Genomic DNA, 16,527 nt, shown 5'->3' on the forward strand with positions numbered 1-16,527 from the left:
CGGAGCCGGGGTTCTCTTGTTGCCATTGGAGCGAGGACTCAGGCCTGCTTGGCCTTCTGGCTGGCGATCCACTGGTCCACGCGGCGTTCGAGCAGCGTCAGCGGCAGGGCGCCACCACCCAGCACGGCATCATGGAATCCCTTGATGTCGAACTTGTCACCCAGTTCCGTTTCCGCCTTCCTGCGCAGGTCCTGGATGCGGATCATGCCGACTTTGTAGGCCGTGGCCTGGCCCGGCATGATCAGGTAACGCTGCACTTCCGACTTGATCGCCGCCAGCGGCACTGCGCTGTTGGCATCGAAGTACTCCACCGCCTGCTGCTCGGTCCAACCCTTCGCATGCAGGCCGGTGTCCACCACCAGGCGGATCGCGCGCCACATTTCAGAACTCAGCCGACCGAACTCGGAATAAGGATCCTGGTAGGTGTTCGGCATTTCCTTGGCCAGCCACTCCGAGTACAGGCCCCAGCCTTCGGAGTACGCGGTGAAACCGGCCTGCGTGCGGAACTTCGGCACGCCGGTGAGTTCCTGCGCGATGGAGATCTGCATGTGGTGGCCCGGCAGGCCCTCGTGGTACGCGATGACTTCCAGCTCGGGCTTCGGCATGGCATTCATGTCCGACAGGTGCGCGTAGTACACGCCCGGACGCGAGCCATCCGGCGTGCCCGGGAAGTAGTGCTGGGCGGCGCCGTCCTGTTCGCGGAAGGCTTCCACGCGCTTCACTTCCAGGTCCGCCTTGGGCAGCAGGCCGAAGTAGTTCGGCAGTTCCTTCTTGATGTTGGCGATGGCCTTGGTCGCTTCGTCGATGTAGGCCTGGCGGCCGGCATCGGTGTTGGGGAACGCGAACTGCGGATCGCTGTCGATGAAGGCGAAGAAGGCATCCAGGTCACCCTTGAAGCCCACCTTGTCCTTCAGCGCCGTCATTTCACCCTTGATGCGCTCCACTTCCTTCAGGCCCAGCGCGTGGATCTCGTCGGCCGTCATGTTGGTGGTGGTCATCTGGCGCAACTGGTACTCGTAGTACGCCTTGCCGTTCGGGTGCGTGCTGCCGACGCCGGTGGCGTTCTCGCCCGCGTTCGGCAGGTCCTCCTCGCACCACGCGATGACGCGCTCATAGGCGGGCTTGAACTGCTCCAGCAGCGCCTTGCGCGCCTCTTCCTTCAACGCGGCGCCACGTTCGGCGCTGACCTTGCCGTTCTTCACCAGCGCGTCGGCCTTGGCCTGCGCGTCGGCCCAGATCGCCGAATCCTTGCCCGAGGAGAACGGGGCGCCGGCGATGACCTTCTTCGACTGGTCGATGACGCCTTCATAGGCGAACCTGGGCGGACGGATGCCCTGCCCGGCCGACTTGCGCGCACGCTCAAGCAGCTGGTCGAACGCACGTGCGCTGGCGTTGAGGCGCGACACGTAAGCGGTGTAGTCCGATTCCTCTTCCACCTTGTGGAAGCTGATCATCACGGTGGGGAAGAAACTCTGCGCACCGTTCATCTGGTCGAACGCATACCCGTCCACCAGGAAGGGCAAGCCATCACGGGCGTTCTCGTACTGCAGCTTCCACAGGTCGTAGGACAACTTGCCCTCGTCGCTCAGCTTGGCGTAGTCGAAGGTCTTCTCCATCTCCTCGACGCTCGCCTTCTGCCAGGCCACCTGGTCAAGCTGGGCCTTCTCGGACAGGTCGTCGATCTGGTCGTACAGGTCCTTGCGGCCCTGGAACGTCAGCTGCAGCGGGCTGAACTTCAGTTGTTCCTCGTACTTCTTCTCGAACCACTGGTTGAGGCGCTCGGTCTCGGCCGCGATGTCGGCCTGCGAAACGGTGGCGGCAGGCGTGGCGGCGGTGCCGGTTTCGGGCGAAGCAGCGCGGTCGCAGGCGGTCAGGGCCAGCGCCAGGGCACAGACGATCAGGGTTTTACGCATCGGGTTCTCCAGGAGGGACACGGGAGACAGACCCCCGCACCGGAGCACTCTAGCGGACCGTAAGGCGGCCCGTCCCATTACTAAAGATGGGGGGGCGCCATGGCAGCCATTGGGCGTGCAAGGCGAAGAACGCGCCGCCGCGCGCCTGGATGGCGAACAAGATTGCCTTGCGGCGCGACGGCATCCGGATCCGCAGCCCCAAAAAAGAAAACGGGCGCCGCCAGGACAGCGGCGCCCGTTGCAGGAACCCCAGGCTCAGCGCAGCCCGGTTTCGTTGCGGGCGATGACCAGGCGCTGGATCTCGCTGGTGCCTTCGTAGATCTCGGTGATCTTGGCATCGCGGAAGTACCGCTCCAGCGGCATTTCCTTGGAATAGCCCATGCCGCCGTGGATCTGCACGGCCTGGTGGGTGATCCACATGGCCGCTTCGGAGGCGGTCAGCTTGGCGATGGCCGCTTCGTTGCTGAAGCGCTGGTCCTGCCCCTTCACCCAGGCCGCGCGCAGCGTCAGCAGGGTGGCAGCGTCAAGCTTGCACTTCATGTCGGCGATCTTGGCCTGGGTCATCTGGAAGGTGCCGATGGGCGCACCGAAGGCCTTGCGCTCCTTGACGTAGGCGAGCGTGGCCTCATACGCCGCGCGCGCGATGCCGATGGCCTGGCTGGCGATGCCGATGCGGCCGGCGTCCAGCACGCCCATGGCGATCTTGAAGCCTTCGCCCTCCTTGCCCAGCACGTCGTCGGCGGCGACCACGTAGTCGGTGAACTCGATCTCGCAGGTGGCCGAGGCTCGGATGCCCAGCTTGGGCTCGGTCTTGCCGCGGTGGAAACCCGGCAGCGTGGTGTCGATCAGGAACGCGGTGATGCCACGCGCGCCCTTGTCGGGCTCGCTCATGGCGAACAGCACGATGTACTTGGCGACCGGCCCGGAGGTGATCCAGCTCTTCTTGCCATTGATGACGAAGCTGCCATCGGCCTGCTTGACCGCCCGGCACCGCATCGAGGTGGCATCGGAGCCGGACTGCGGCTCCGTGAGCGCGAAGGCGCCGATCTCGGCCCCCTCGGCGATCGCGCGCACGTACTTCTGCTTCTGCGCCTCGGTGCCGAACTTCAGGATGCCGTTGCAGAACAGCGAGTTGTTCACCGACATGATGGTGGAATGCGCGGCGTCGCCGGCGGCGATCTCGATCATCGCCAGCACGTAGGCGATCGGGTCCATGCCCGCGCCACCGTATTCGGCCGGCACTTCGATGCCCATCAGCCCGTTCTCGCCCAGCAGGCGGATGTTGTCCAGCGGGAACTCGCCCACCTTGTCGAAGTGCTCGGCGCTGGGCGCGATCTTTTCCTGCGCAATCCGGCGCGCCACGTCCTGGATCATCAACTGCTCTTCGGTGAATGCGAAATCCACGGCTGTTGCCCTTCACTGTTTGTTGAATACCAATTGTAACCCGCGACCATCCGCGGGCGTATGCCGGGGTTGACCCGCCCCCTCGCTGGCCGGACAATATCTCTATATCGCGATAGGAAGATATTTATGGATCTGGAAGCCTGGTCGACCCGCCTGAAAGTCTTCGCCGACGCCACCCGGGTACGCCTGCTGGCGCTGCTGGAGCGCGAGGAACTGACCGTGGCCGAGCTCTCCGCGATCACCCAGCTGGCGCAGCCGCGCGTATCCACCCACTTGGCCCGCCTGAAGGAAGCCAACTTGGTACGCGACCGCCGCGCCGGCGTTTCGGCCTATTACCGGTTCGACGAGGAACATCTGGATCCCGTGCAGCGCGAGCTCTGGCGCAGCCTGCGCCAGGGCAGCGACGACCCGCTGCTGCGGCAGGACGCCGAGCGCGTCGCCTCCGTGCTGGCCAACCGCGCCGCCGACCAGAACTGGGCGGACTCGGTCGCCGGCGACATGGAGCGCCACTATTCGCCCGGCCGCACCTGGGAAGCCCTCGCCCGTACCGCGTTGCCCCTGCTGGAGACCGGCGACGTGCTGGACATCGCCTCCGGCGACGGCGTGCTGGCCGAACTGCTGTCCCCGCATGCCAGCCGCTACGTCTGCGTGGACACCAGTGCACGCGTCGTGGCCGCAGCGGGCGAGCGCCTGCGCCGTTTCCCCAACGTCGAAGTGCGCGAGGGCGACATGCATGCCCTGCCCTTCAAGGACAACAGCTTCGACCTGGTCGTGCTGATGCACGCCCTGACCTATTCGACCAAACCCGCCCAGGCGGTCAGCGAAGCGGCGCGGGTGTTGCGCAAGGGCGGCCGCCTGCTGCTGAGCAGCCTGGCCAAGCACGAGCACCGTTCCGTCGTGGAAGCGTATGGCCACGTCAACCTCGGTTTCAGCGAGAAGGAACTGCGCAAGTTCGCCGAGAAGGCGGGGCTGGAAATCGCCAACAGCGAGACCGTCACGCGCGAACGCCGTCCCCCGCATTTCGAAGTCCTCTCGCTGACCGCCCAGAAGCCATGAAGACCCTCCCCTGGCTGAAGCCGGCACGCGCCGCCGCGCTTCACGACGCGCTTGAACGCCGCATCCTGATCATCGATGGCGCGATGGGCACCATGATCCAGCGCCACCGGCTGGAAGAAGCCGATTACCGCGGCGCACGCTTTGCGGACGGTTACGACAGCCAGCATGCGCATGGGGAAGGCTGCGGCCATGACCTGAAAGGCAACAACGACCTGCTGCTGCTGAGCAAGCCGGAAGTCATCGCTGGCGTGCATATCGCCTACCTGGAAGCCGGCGCCGACCTGGTCGAAACCAATACGTTCAACGCGACGTCGATCAGCCAGGCCGACTACCATCTTGAACACCTGGTCTATGAACTCAACAAGGCCGGAGCCGCGGTCGCACGCGCCTGCTGCGATGCCGTCGAAGCGGACGATCGTGCCAAGGGCAGGCCGGACAAGCCGCGCTTCGTGATCGGCGTGCTGGGCCCGACCAGCCGGACCGCCTCCATCAGCCCGGATGTCAACGACCCCGGCTACCGCAACACCAGCTTCGACGAGCTGCGTGCGACCTACCGCGAGGCCATCGATGGGCTGATCGACGGCGGCGCGGACACGCTGATGGTGGAAACCATCTTCGACACGCTCAATGCCAAGGCCGCGCTGTATGCCATCGAGGAAGTGTTCGATGCACGTGGGGGCCGGCTGCCGGTCATGATCTCCGGCACCATCACCGACGCCTCCGGACGCACGCTGTCGGGGCAGACCGCCGAAGCCTTCTACACCTCCGTTGCGCACGGCCGCCCCTTGTCGGTGGGCCTGAACTGCGCGCTGGGCGCCAAGGACCTGCGTGAGCATGTGGAAACACTCTCCACCGTGGCGGACAGCTACGTCAGCGCACATCCCAATGCCGGCCTGCCCAATGCGTTTGGCGAATACGACGAAACACCCGAGGAGATGGCGGCCACGCTGAAAGAGTTCGCGCAGTCCGGCCTCCTGAACCTGGTCGGCGGTTGCTGCGGCACCACGCCTGCCCACATCCAGGCGATCGCCGAGGCCGTCGCAGGTCTGCCGCCGCGCCGCCTGCCACGGTCGCTGGAGCAGGCCGCATGAGCCGTGCAAGCCACCACACCCGCCTGTCGGGGCTGGAGCCGCTGGTCATCACGCCGGACCTGCTGTTCATCAACGTGGGCGAGCGCACCAACGTCACCGGCAGCGCCCAGTTCCGCAAGCTGATCAAGGAAGAGCGCTACGAAGAGGCCGTCGAAGTCGCCCGCCAGCAGGTGGCCAACGGCGCGCAGATCCTCGACGTCAACATGGATGAGGGCCTGATCGATTCCGAGAAGGCGATGACGCGCTTCCTCAACCTGATCATGTCCGAGCCGGACATCGCCCGCATCCCGGTGATGGTGGATTCGTCCAAGTGGAGCGTGATCGAGGCTGGCCTGAAATGCCTGCAAGGCAAGAGCGTGGTCAACTCGATCTCGCTGAAGGAAGGCGAGGAAGCCTTCATCGACCAGGCCCGCAAGGTGCTGCGTTACGGCGCCGCCGCGGTGGTGATGGCGTTCGACGAAGCGGGACAGGCCGACACCTGCGCGCGCAAGGTCGAGATCTGCACGCGCGCCTACCGCATCCTGACCGAGGAAGTCGGCTTCCCGCCGGAAGACATCATCTTCGACCCCAACATCTTCGCGGTCGCGACCGGCATTGAAGAGCACGACAACTACGCCGTCGACTTCATCGAGGCCACCCGCATCATCCGGCAGACCCTGCCCCACTGCCACGTGTCCGGCGGCGTGTCGAACGTGTCGTTCTCGTTCCGTGGCAATGAACCCGTGCGGCAGGCCATCCATGCCGTGTTCCTCTACCACGCCATCAAGGCCGGCATGGACATGGGCATCGTCAATGCCGGCGCCATGCCGATCTACGACGACCTGGAGGCCGACCTGCGGGAACGCGTCGAGGACGTGGTGCTCAACCGGCGCAGGGACGCCACCGAGCGCCTGCTGGAGATCGCCGACCGCTACAAGGGCAAGAAGGGCGAGGCCCAGGTGGAGAACCTGGCATGGCGCGAGAAGCCCGTCCGCGAGCGGCTGGCACATGCGCTGGTGCACGGCATCGATGCCTTCGTGGACGAAGATACCGAGGAGGCCCGCCAGCAGGCCACGCGTCCGCTGGATGTCATAGAAGGCGCGCTGATGGACGGCATGAACGTGGTCGGCGACCTGTTCGGCGCCGGCAAGATGTTCCTGCCCCAGGTGGTCAAGTCGGCGCGTGTCATGAAGAAGGCGGTCGCCTACCTGCTGCCTTACATCGAAGCCGAGAAACTGCGCACCGGCGATGTCGGCAAGTCCAACGGCAAGATCGTCATGGCCACCGTCAAGGGCGACGTGCACGACATCGGCAAGAACATCGTCGGCGTGGTGCTGGCGTGCAACAACTTCGACGTGGTGGACCTGGGCGTGATGGTGCCCACGCAGAAGATCCTCGATACCGCGAAGGCCGAGAACGCCGACCTGATCGGCCTGTCCGGGCTGATCACCCCGTCGCTGGAGGAAATGACCCACGTCGCGCGCGAGATGCAGCGGCAGGGGTTCTCCATGCCGCTGCTGATCGGCGGCGCGACCACGTCCCGCGCGCATACCGCGCTGAAGATCGATCCGCATTACGACGCACCGACCGTCTGGGTGAAGGATGCTTCGCGCGCGGTGGGCGTGGCGCAGTCGCTGATCTCGCGCGACATGCGCGAGGCCTTCGTCGCCGCCAACGATGCCGACTACGCCGAGATCCGCCAGCGCCACCGCAACCGGGGCGACGCCAAGCGCCTGGTGTCGCTGGAAAAGGCGCGCGGGCAGAAGTTCGACGGCGGCTGGGCCGGCTACGTCCCTCCCGTTCCCAACACGCCCGGCATCACTGTGCTGGACGACTACCCGCTCACCGATCTGATTGACGTGATCGACTGGACGCCGTTCTTCCAGGCCTGGGAGCTCGCGGGCAAATACCCGGCCATCCTGACCGATGCCGTGGTCGGCACGCAGGCCAGCGAGCTCTACCGCGACGCGCGGGCGATGCTGGATAGGATCGTCGCCGAGAAATGGCTGACCGCCAGGGCCGTCTTCGGGCTGTGGCCCGCCAACAGTGTCGGCGACGATGTCGAACTGCTGCACGAAGGCAGGACGGAACGCCTGCACTTCCTGCGCCAGCAGGTCGACAAGCCGGCCGACCGGCCGGACTTCTGCCTGGCCGATTTCATCGCACCGAAGGACAGCGGCAGGCAGGACTGGATCGGCGGTTTCGCCGTCACGGCCGGCATCGGCATCGATGCGCACGTGGCGCGCTTCGAGGCCGACCATGACGATTACAACGCCATCCTGCTGAAGGCGCTGGCCGACAGGCTGGCGGAAGCGCTCGCCGAGCGCCTGCACCAGCGGGTACGCAAGGAGTTCTGGGGATTCGCGGCGGACGAGGCTCTGGACAACGAGGCCCTGATCGCCGAGCAGTACCGTGGCATCCGCCCGGCCCCTGGCTATCCGGCATGCCCCGAACACAGCGAGAAGGCCACGCTGTTCCGCCTGCTGGATGCGGGCACCAACGCCGGCATGACGCTGACCGAGAGCTTCGCCATGCTGCCCACGGCGGCCGTTTCCGGTTACTACTTCAGCCATCCGCAGAGCCAGTACTTCGTCGTCGGGCGCGTCTCGAAGGAACAGGCCGCCGACTACGCCCGACGCAAGGGCGTCGAGCTGGCGCAGGCGGAGCGTTGGTTGGCGTCCAATCTCGACTACGACCCGGAGTGATCCCGCGGGCGATGCCCGGAGGCCGGCAACCTCGTCAACCCGTCACGACAAAGGCCCGCTTGCGCGGGCCTTTGTCTGTCAGGGCAACGCCGATCTCCGGAATCAGAACGACGCGCTGAGTGTCAGCATGGTCTGGCGCGGCGCCCCGCTCAACAGCGTGGCATACGTGCCGGCCGGGTCCGACACCACGAAGCCATTGGTGCCGATGGTGGAGAAGTAGTCCTTGTCCGTCAGGTTGGTGACGTGCAGCGACAGCCGCAGGTCTTCCATCGGCCCCACTTCGCCGAAGCTCCACGAACCGCCGGCATTGGCCAGCCAGAACGAGGGCACGCCGGAATCGTTCGAATACGTGTAGTAGCGTTTGCCGGTGTAGTTGGCGCCAACGCTCAGTTCGAGCGGGCCGCGTGTCCACGTCAGCGAGGTGGAGAACATCTCCTCGGGCGTGTTGACGGTCTGCTTGCCCTCGATTTCCACCAGGGTGGTGCCGTTGAGGTAGTTCGAATCGTAGGTGGATTCATTCCACGACAGCGTGTTGTACCAGCGCAGGCCTTCGATGGGCGTCCACACCAGCGTGGCCTCGGCACCCTCGCTGGTCACCGAACCGACGTTGGCGAATGCCGAGGGACAGCCCTGGATGCCGGAGCACTGCGCCACGGACAGCAGGCGATTCTCGAACTTCACGTGGTACAGCGCCAGCGACGCCTGCAGCGTCTCGCCGGAATGGCGGAAGCCCGCTTCCACCGTCTCGCTGCGCTCCGGCTGCAACTGGCCGGCGAACGCATCGAAGGCCACCTGGGTGGTGGCGAACGGCCCGGTGATACCTGCCTGGAATGCGGCCATGTTCTCCGCATAGGACGCGAAGATCTCGTTGTTCCCGCTCAACCGGTAGCTGGCACCCAGCTGCGGCAGGAAGCTGTCCTTGGCGGTCAGGTCGCCCTCGGCATAGCGGGAGACGAACGTACCGGCCGGAATACGCGATTCGATCTCCACGCGCGGGCTCTTGAAGCCGATATCCACGGAGAGCCGGTCGTCCAGCAGCCGGATGGTGTCTTTCAGATAGAACTGGCGCGTCTTCACGTCGAAGCGCTGGTAGAACTGGCGGATGTCCGGACCGCGCAGGAAGAAACTGTCGTCTATCGGGCCGTTGATGAAGTAGTAATTGCGCTGCACCGTGTGACCGTTGTCTTCCAGCCACAGGCCGCCTTCGATGCGATGGTTGCCCAGCGTCCAGTCCAGACCGGCCATCACGCCGGTGCGATCGATGCCGTATTCGGTGGTGCGCAGCGAAATGGGCACGGTGGCCGACGACGGCACGTAAGGCGTGAACCAGTGGCCCTGGCCACGGTTGGTGTGGTGGTAGACCGTCGCATGCAGGCGAACGTCCTGGGCAAGGCCGAAGTCGCCGGACAGCCCCAGCACACCGTCATCGCGCAGGCCACGCGCGTCGTAGTACGCATCGTCGAGATTGTTGACCCCTCCCGTGAAAATGCCATTGGCCGCATCCACGGCACGCTGCCAGTCTGGGCGGTAGTTGTCCCAGTCCCAGCCCAGGCGCCGCCGGGAATCCAGCGACAGGTCCTGGTAGTCGTTTTCGTCGCGTTTGGACGTGGTCGCCAGCAGGCTGATGCGATGGTCGCCGACATCGTAGACCGCCTTCAGGTTCACCTGGTCCTGCTTCTGTTCGCCATCGCCCTTCCACTTGTCCATGCGCGACGTCATGCCGGACAGGTACATGGCAAAACCCTGGTGATCGCCGGTATCCAGGCGCGCATAAGTGCGGCGCGTGGCGTCGCTGCCCACCGTCTGGGACAGCTGCACGCCGAACGCCGGCAAGGGGTCGGCCGAGAAGAACTGGATGGTGCCGCCCAGATTGCTGGTGGATGCGGTGTTGACGCCGCCGATGCCTTCGGCCAGTTCTGCACCGGCCAGATTTTCCGAGATCAATGCGCGGCTGATATGCAGGCCGTTGTTGTTGCCATAGCTCATGTCACCCAGCGGGATGCCGTCCAGCGTGAAGCCCAGCTGGTTCTGGTTGAAACCACGCAGGCTGATGCGCGCCGACCATTCATAGGCACCGAAGGCATCCGCCGACTGGAAGTTGACGCCAGGCAGGTCCGCCAGCAGCTTCAACGGACTGGTGCCCGGCGGCAGTGCGCGGATGCGTTCGGGGGAAAGGCGTTGCACCTGGCGGGTCTCGCCCAGGCCGATCACGGAAACGGTATCGAGTGTCTGCGCGCTGGCGTCGGCGCCTGCCGCGCCCGCATCCGGACTGGCGCTGTCCTGCGCGAATGCCGTCGAGGCGTACAGCGCGCCCATCACGGCCAATGCCATGGTGCTCTTCTTCAACATGTGAGTTCCCGTGGGGAAGGACCGCAGCGCCCTTGGCCACGGTCCGTCGAGGTGGAGGAATGGCGCGCCTGCATGCATACGGTCGCGGCAAGCGCGCTGGATATGGTGTTCAGTGCGCATGACGCGCAGATGGCGGCCTACTTACGGTTGCAAGACAATCACCTGCAACGCGTGGTGCGGATACGATCAGGGCAGCAGGGCGCGGCCTTCCGCCTGATCGAGCTTCAACTGCATGACGCGCGCCAGTGTCGGTGCGATGTCGCGCATGTCGATGCTGCCGAAGCTGCCCTTGCCAATCCCCTTACCCTGCAGGACGAACACCGCATCCATCTCGGGCACGTCGGGCGAATAGCCATGCATGCCGCGATAACTGCTGTCGGCCAGCAGCGGCGCGGCCGGATCACGGCCGATCTGGAAACCCGGCTTGAACAGCACCAGGTAGTCGGCACGCGCGCCGCCCAGCCTGGCGATGGCATCGGCATCCAGTACCTGGTCGATGCCGTTGGCCGAATCGCCGGCCAGTGTTGCCAGCAGTGCCCTCACCTTCTCGCGGACCACGCTATCCCCTGCATCGCGCAGCACCACCGAGGCACTGCCGGCCGCTGGCCACAGGGCTGCCTGCCAGCCACTGACCTGCTTCCTGTCGTCCACCGTGATCAGTCCTGCCTGGATGAAAGCGCCGAACAGATTGACGTCCGTGCGCAACGCGGAAAAACCGTGGTCTGACACGAGTGCGACCACGGTATCGGGATCCTGTTGCCGCAGTGAGGCCACCAGCTCGCCGATCGTGGCATCCAGGCGGCGCAAGGCATCGCGTGCCTGCGCGGAACCCGCGCCGTGACGGTGCTCTTCATGATCCAGTCCGGCGAAATAGACGGTCATGAAACCAGGCTTCCGCAATGCGAACAATCGCGCGGCGAAGCGTGCACGGCGCTCGTCCGCGTCGACGCTTTCATCGATGCCGTCGGGATACGGGCCCACGCCTGCTTCCAGCGCCGGCAGCAGGCCGGGCGTCGCCAGGGCGGCCAGCAGCTTGCGGTCGTCGGCCGTCCCGGTACGCCATATCTGTGGCAGGTTGGCGTCCACGGCCGCGCCCACGCTGACCGGCCAGTGCACGTTGGCGGTCACGCGGCCGCTCTTGCGGGCCGCGTCCCACAAGGTGTCCACCTTGAAGTCGGACGCGTACCAGTACCAACCGGTCTGGTTCTTGAACTCGGGATCGAAGGTCAGATTGCTGCCGATGCCATGCCGGGCCGGCGATACGCCGGTCAGCATCGTCGCGTGGCTGGGATAGGTCAGCGTCGGCATCACGCCGCGTACGCGTTCTGCGTAGCGGCCTTCATCGATCAGCCTGCGCAAGTGCGGCAATGGCACCGCGCGTGCGCCGGTGTCATGCAGATCGGCCGGGCGCAGGCCATCCACCGAAATCAATACGACGGGGGCCGCCCAACCGGGCAGCGCGATGCTTGCCAATGCCAGCACAAGCAGCCGCATCACCCGCCAGGACCACCGTCCGCCGCCACACATTCCGGTTCGCATGCCGATCCGTCCCGCTCGCCACCCGTCGTGGCCCGCGCATTGAAGACGGGAGTGATGAAAGCCGTATGACACCTGGCGACCCGTCGCCCCTGGCTGGCTAGAATGCACAGGCTCGCCATGCGGTTCCCGACCGCCCGCCAGGAACCGAACGGATGCACCCTGCCCTGACTGCCCCACCCAGCGCCAATGCGGCCTTCATCAAGCGCCACGCCGCTGCCGGCCGCATCGGGCTCTCCGGTGGACGCGACTGGATCAACACCCTTATCCGCAAGGCGCAGGCGCCCCTCACCGGCGATGGCCATCGCAGCCTCTGGTCGCATGCTTTCATCTTCATGGAACAACGTATCGACGGGCATTGGTGGGTGCTGGAATCGGACCTGGACCTGCGCTACCGGCAGATCCGGCTGGGCGTGCAGGAAAACCGCGCCGACCGCTATTTCGACGACGACCTCTTCCCCAATGTGGCGATCCTGGATTTCGGCCTGGATGCCACTCAGGTGAAGCAGCTGCAGATCGCGGGGTTGGACCTGTTGGCCGGCCTGTCGAGCTATTCGCTCAGCGAGCTGGTCGGCACGCTGTTCGCCATGCACAGCACGCGCCTTCGGCAACGCAACAACCTGCTGGCCAAGGAAGGCGCGCTGTACTGCTCCGCGCTGGTGCAGCACTGCTATGCCGCGGCCGGACTGGACTTCATCCCCGGCGTGCCCGGCAAAAACATCGCCCCGCATGATCTGTACGACTCGCCGCTGCCGCACCAGACGCACTCCCTGATCCGCGACCTGGGCATCTCCCGCTTGCGGCGCCTGGCACACCGCGTGGACGATGTGCTGCATGCGTCGGTCGAAGACCTGCTGTGACGACCGCGCGATGACGATGCCGCCACCCGAGGGCTCGGCCGCACCGGCGTATCCGGCGGCCCGGCTGTCCAGCTTCTACTTCAGCTACTACGCCGTGCTGGGCGCGTTCACGCCTTACTGGGGCCTCTATTTGCAGTCGCGCGGCCTGGACGCGGCGGCGATCAGCGTGCTGATGAGCCTGTGGTATGCCACGCGCATCGTGTCCCCCACGCTCTGGACCACGCTGGCTGCACGATCACCGCACCCGATCCGTTGGCTGCACCTGGGCTGCCTGTTGGCACTCGCCTGCTTCACGTTGTTCCTGCTGCCGATGGCGTTCGCGGGATTGTTCGCGGTGATGTTCGCCTACTGCTTCTTCTACAACGCGGTCATGCCGCAGTTCGAAGCGATCACGATGTCGCATCTGGGCGCACGCAGCGACCGCTACGGCCTGATCCGCGTGTGGGGATCGATCGGGTTCATCGTCGTGGTGGCCGTGTTCGGCTGGCTGATCGACCAGGATCAGCTGGGCGTCGCGGCACTGCCCTGGCTGATGCTGCCGGTGCTGGCAGGCGTGCTGTTCTCCGCGCTTGGCAACCGGTATGCGCACGAGCCCGAACACAAGGCGGTCGATCCGGAGGACGGATTCCGCGTGCGCCTGAAACAGCCCCCCGTCATCGCGTTCTTCGTGGCGGCGTTCCTGGCGCAGATCTCGTTCGGCCCGTTCTACACGTTCTTCTCGATCTACCTGTCCGAGCACGGCTATGCCACGTCCACCCAGGGCATGCTGTGGTCGGTGGGCGTGCTGGCAGAGATCGGCGTGTTCTTCCTGTCCAGCCACATCTTCCGCCGCTGGGATGCCGGACGGGTATTGATGGTGGCGCTGCTGAGCGCGTCACTGCGCTGGTGCGTGACGGCGCTGTTCCCCGACAGCCTGCCGATCATGGTGCTGGCGCAGCTGACGCATGCGCTCAACTTCGGCGCGTTCTTCGCCGCCGCCATGCAACTGCTGGTGCGCTTCTTCCCGGGCCGGATGAATGGCCACGGACAAGGCGTGTTCTACGGCCTGTCCTCGGGTGTCGGTGGCGTGGCCGGTGCGCTCATCGCCGGCCAGCTCTGGCGGTTCGGTGGCGAAACCGCCTTTCTCGCCTCTTCCGCCATCGCTCTGCTGGCCGCACTAATCGTGTGGCATTGGCTGGTGAGGCATGCGTCGAGAGCCGCTGGGGGAGCGACGTAAGGCGCGACCACAAGTCGTCGCACCGCAATGGCGTTGTTGGATCAGATGATAGTCGCGACTTACGGCGCCCCCACGGCGGCTGACGCGATGGTCACCACACCAGGTCGTCAGGCACCTGGTATTGCGGATCTGCGTAGGGGTCGTCGCCAGCGGGCGCGTTCGGGTCGACTTTCAGGGCCACGGCCGGGGCGAAGATGGCTTCGGCTTCGGCCAGCACGGCGGCGGTGACCAGCAGATAGCGCCCGTTCTGCTGCAGCACGCCCAGTTCACCGGCGTTGAGCGCCTTCAGCTGGGTGGCGTTGACGTACACGCGCTTGATCTTGCCGCCGTACTCGAAATGCCTTGCGATGTCGGCCTCGGCATCGTTCAGCGACTTGTCCTTGAGGAAGACCTCCAGTGCGGCCTTGGCCTCACGCCGGAGACGGGCTTCTTCCTGCTTGACGCGTTCGGCCTCGATGCGTTCGTCCTTCTCGCGCTGCGCACGGATCGCGTAGGCCTTGGCCAGGTCCATTTCCCCGGCGCTGCGCTTGCCCTGTGGCCTGGGAGGCTGCGAACCCTGCGGCCGCGCCCCACTTCGCGCCGGCCGCTCGCCGGGCTTGCCCTGCCCCGCTGGCGAAGACCGGGGCCCGCCGGGTTTTTGGCCGCCCGGCTTGTGCCCACCGGGTTTCTGGCCGTCGCGCTTCTGTTCCGGCTTGCGCTCGGGCTTGGGCGCAGGCTTGAAGCCCAGGCCCAGCAGTTGATCCTTGAGTGAATCGCTCATGCGTGCTTTCGTTGTGGGGGACATGCAGCGCCGCGTGGCGGGCGCATCCCAAGCGTATCAATAATGCGGCGGTGGCGGTTCGTCCGCGGGATCGTGGTCGTCGTACAGCGTGGTGCGCACCTTGCGCAGGTCTTCCAGCATGTGGCGCAGCAGTTCGGCGGTACGGCTGTTCTCGGCACGCGCGTCGGCCAGTGCCTCGCTCAGTTCACCCAGTGCGTGTTCCTGGAACGCTAGCCGGGTTTCCAGTTCGACCAGGCGCAGTTCCAGCGCACTGCCGGGCAGCGGCAATTCATTCTGCACGGACGGATCTCCCTCGGCCGATGCCGTAGTACGCCAGGCCCGCCGCCTCGACCTCGGCCGGGTCGTAGAGATTGCGGCCGTCGAAGATCACGGCATCCCCCAGCGCCTGCTGCAGGCGCGCGAAATCGGGACTGCGGAACTGTTTCCATTCGGTCACCACGACCAGCGCATCGGCGCCCTGCAGCGCATCGGCGGCGCTTTCGCACAACACCAGGTCATCGCGCTCGCCGAAGATGCGCCGCGCCTCGTGGCTGGCTTCAGGGTCATAGGCGCGCACGGTCGCGCCGGCTTCCCACAACTCGGCCAGCAGGCGTCGACTGGAGGCTTCGCGCATGTCATCGGTATTGGGTTTGAAAGCCAGGCCCCACACGGCGAAGGTCTTGCCACGCACGCCTTCGTCCTCGCCCCGGTCGAAGTGGCGCTGGATCAGTTCGAACAGATGGCCCTTCTGGTGGTCGTTGACCGCTTCCACCGCCTCCAGCAGGCGCGGCTGGTAGCCGGTCTGCTGGGCGATGCGCGCCAGCGCCTGCACGTCCTTGGGAAAACAGGAACCGCCATAGCCCGCGCCGGGGTAGATGAAATGCCAACCGATGCGCGGATCGGAACCGATCCCCTGCCGCACCTGCTCCACGTCGGCGCCCACGCGCTCGGCGATGTTGGCGATCTCGTTCATGAAGCTGATCTTGGTGGCCAGCATGGCGTTGGCCGCGTACTTGGTCAGTTCGGCCGAGCGCACATCCATCACCACGATGCGCTCGTGGTTGCGGTTGAACGGCGCATACAGGCGGCGCAGTTTCTCCACCGCCGACGGACTGGCCGCGCCGATGACGATGCGGTCCGGACGCATGCAGTCGTTGACCGCATCGCCTTCCTTCAGGAATTCGGGGTTGGACACCACGTCGAACGCGATGGCCTTGCCGCGCTGCTCCAGTTCGGCCTGGATGGCGGCCTGCACCTTGTCCGCCGTGCCCACCGGCACCGTGGACTTGTTGACCACCACCGTCGGGCGTTCGATGTGCTGGCCGATGGTGCGTGCCACCGCCAGCACGTACTGCAGGTCGGCACTGCCGTCCTCGTCGGGCGGCGTCCCCACGGCGATGAACACCAGTTCGCCGTGGCCGATGGCCTGGGCGGCATCGGTGGTGAAGCGCAGGCGCCCGGCGGCGTGGTTGGCTTTCACCATCGACGCCAGCCCGGGTTCGTAGATCGGCACCACGCCCCGGTTGAGGCCATCGACCTTGGCCTGGTCGATGTCCACGCAGACCACATCGTGGCCCACGTCGGCCAGGCAGGTACCCGTCACCAGGCCCACGTAGCCGGTACCGAAGATCGCGACACGCATCAGCGCGTTTCCGAAG

The 16,527-nt window shown here is 65.8% G+C and carries 12 protein-coding genes; 5 read left to right on the forward strand and 7 right to left on the reverse strand.

The window, feature by feature from the left end; genetic code table 11:
- Positions 1-38 precede the first annotated feature (38 nt).
- Both OVA13_RS05220 and OVA13_RS05225 read right to left on the reverse strand, forming a co-directional pair.
- Positions 39-1,913: a DUF885 domain-containing protein gene (locus OVA13_RS05220; RefSeq protein ID WP_267792738.1), complete on the reverse strand. Its 1,875-nt coding sequence runs from the start codon at positions 1,911-1,913 to the stop codon at positions 39-41.
- 255 nt (positions 1,914-2,168) lie between these two features.
- Positions 2,169-3,317: an acyl-CoA dehydrogenase family protein gene (locus OVA13_RS05225; RefSeq protein WP_267792739.1), complete on the reverse strand. Its 1,149-nt coding sequence runs from the start codon at positions 3,315-3,317 to the stop codon at positions 2,169-2,171.
- A 126-nt stretch (positions 3,318-3,443) separates the two neighbouring features.
- Between OVA13_RS05225 and OVA13_RS05230 the strand changes: the two genes are divergently transcribed.
- The 3 genes from OVA13_RS05230 to metH are packed head-to-tail and all read left to right on the forward strand — an operon-like array spanning position 3,444 to position 8,148.
- Positions 3,444-4,373, forward strand: a complete 930-nt coding sequence (locus tag OVA13_RS05230) for an ArsR/SmtB family transcription factor (protein WP_267792740.1) — start codon at positions 3,444-3,446, stop codon at positions 4,371-4,373.
- Positions 4,370-5,464 (forward strand): homocysteine S-methyltransferase family protein, encoded by a 1,095-nt coding sequence (locus tag OVA13_RS05235; RefSeq protein ID WP_267792741.1) that lies wholly within the window; start codon positions 4,370-4,372, stop codon positions 5,462-5,464. Before OVA13_RS05230 ends, OVA13_RS05235 begins: the two co-directional genes overlap by 4 nt.
- Positions 5,461-8,148 (forward strand): methionine synthase, encoded by a 2,688-nt coding sequence (metH, locus tag OVA13_RS05240; protein ID WP_267792742.1) that lies wholly within the window; start codon positions 5,461-5,463, stop codon positions 8,146-8,148. The genes OVA13_RS05235 and metH overlap by 4 nt, the downstream gene beginning before the upstream one ends.
- Before the next feature lie 102 nt (positions 8,149-8,250).
- On the opposite strand, the gene OVA13_RS05245 is transcribed toward metH, so the two are convergent.
- Together OVA13_RS05245 and OVA13_RS05250 are read right to left on the reverse strand one after the other, a co-directional pair.
- A complete protein-coding gene (locus OVA13_RS05245) occupies positions 8,251-10,497 on the reverse strand; it encodes a TonB-dependent receptor (protein ID WP_267792743.1) in 2,247 nt (748 codons plus the stop codon).
- Between the two features lie 186 nt (positions 10,498-10,683).
- The gene (locus tag OVA13_RS05250; RefSeq protein WP_267792744.1) at positions 10,684-11,991 is read right to left on the reverse strand and encodes an alkaline phosphatase family protein; all 1,308 of its coding nucleotides are present in this window, start codon (positions 11,989-11,991) and stop codon (positions 10,684-10,686) included.
- A 197-nt stretch (positions 11,992-12,188) separates the two neighbouring features.
- On the opposite strand from OVA13_RS05250, the gene OVA13_RS05255 reads away from it, so the two are divergent.
- Both OVA13_RS05255 and OVA13_RS05260 read left to right on the forward strand, forming a co-directional pair.
- Positions 12,189-12,893, forward strand: a complete 705-nt coding sequence (locus tag OVA13_RS05255; RefSeq protein WP_267792745.1) for a hypothetical protein — start codon at positions 12,189-12,191, stop codon at positions 12,891-12,893.
- Between the two features lie 16 nt (positions 12,894-12,909).
- The gene (locus tag OVA13_RS05260) at positions 12,910-14,109 is read left to right on the forward strand and encodes an MFS transporter (protein ID WP_267793451.1); all 1,200 of its coding nucleotides are present in this window, start codon (positions 12,910-12,912) and stop codon (positions 14,107-14,109) included.
- A gap of 91 nt (positions 14,110-14,200) precedes the next feature.
- Here OVA13_RS05260 and OVA13_RS05265 read toward each other — a convergent pair whose 3' ends face one another.
- From OVA13_RS05265 to OVA13_RS05275, 3 genes are read right to left on the reverse strand one after another with little or no spacing between them, the layout of a single operon-like run.
- Positions 14,201-14,869 carry a DUF2058 domain-containing protein gene (locus OVA13_RS05265; RefSeq protein ID WP_267792746.1) on the reverse strand — a complete coding sequence of 223 codons (669 nt, stop codon included), beginning with the start codon at positions 14,867-14,869 and terminating at the stop codon, positions 14,201-14,203.
- 57 nt (positions 14,870-14,926) lie between these two features.
- Entirely contained in the window at positions 14,927-15,169 is a 243-nt protein-coding gene (locus tag OVA13_RS05270) for a SlyX family protein (protein WP_267792747.1), read from the reverse strand.
- The gene (locus OVA13_RS05275; protein WP_267792748.1) at positions 15,159-16,511 is read right to left on the reverse strand and encodes a UDP-glucose dehydrogenase family protein; all 1,353 of its coding nucleotides are present in this window, start codon (positions 16,509-16,511) and stop codon (positions 15,159-15,161) included. Before OVA13_RS05275 ends, OVA13_RS05270 begins: the two co-directional genes overlap by 11 nt.
- Between the last annotated feature and the right edge of the window lie 16 nt (positions 16,512-16,527).

It is taken from the genome of Pseudoxanthomonas sp. SL93, from assembly GCF_026625825.1.
Lineage (GTDB): Bacteria > Pseudomonadota > Gammaproteobacteria > Xanthomonadales > Xanthomonadaceae > Pseudoxanthomonas_A.

Excerpts from the sequence above, each read along its gene's own strand:
- OVA13_RS05235 (WP_267792741.1), top strand. The coding sequence starts at position 4,370 with ATGAAGACCCTCCCCTGGCTGAAGCCGGCACGCGCCGCCGCGCTTCAC.
- OVA13_RS05265 (WP_267792746.1), bottom strand. The coding sequence starts at position 14,869 with ATGAGCGATTCACTCAAGGATCAACTGCTGGGCCTGGGCTTCAAGCCT.
- metH (WP_267792742.1), top strand. The coding sequence starts at position 5,461 with ATGAGCCGTGCAAGCCACCACACCCGCCTGTCGGGGCTGGAGCCGCTG.
- OVA13_RS05220 (WP_267792738.1), bottom strand. The coding sequence starts at position 1,913 with ATGCGTAAAACCCTGATCGTCTGTGCCCTGGCGCTGGCCCTGACCGCC.
- OVA13_RS05255 (WP_267792745.1), top strand. The coding sequence starts at position 12,189 with ATGCACCCTGCCCTGACTGCCCCACCCAGCGCCAATGCGGCCTTCATC.
- OVA13_RS05230 (WP_267792740.1), top strand. The coding sequence starts at position 3,444 with ATGGATCTGGAAGCCTGGTCGACCCGCCTGAAAGTCTTCGCCGACGCC.
- OVA13_RS05245 (WP_267792743.1), bottom strand. The coding sequence starts at position 10,497 with ATGTTGAAGAAGAGCACCATGGCATTGGCCGTGATGGGCGCGCTGTAC.
- OVA13_RS05275 (WP_267792748.1), bottom strand. The coding sequence starts at position 16,511 with ATGCGTGTCGCGATCTTCGGTACCGGCTACGTGGGCCTGGTGACGGGT.
- OVA13_RS05260 (WP_267793451.1), top strand. The coding sequence starts at position 12,910 with ATGCCGCCACCCGAGGGCTCGGCCGCACCGGCGTATCCGGCGGCCCGG.
- OVA13_RS05250 (WP_267792744.1), bottom strand. The coding sequence starts at position 11,991 with ATGCGGCTGCTTGTGCTGGCATTGGCAAGCATCGCGCTGCCCGGTTGG.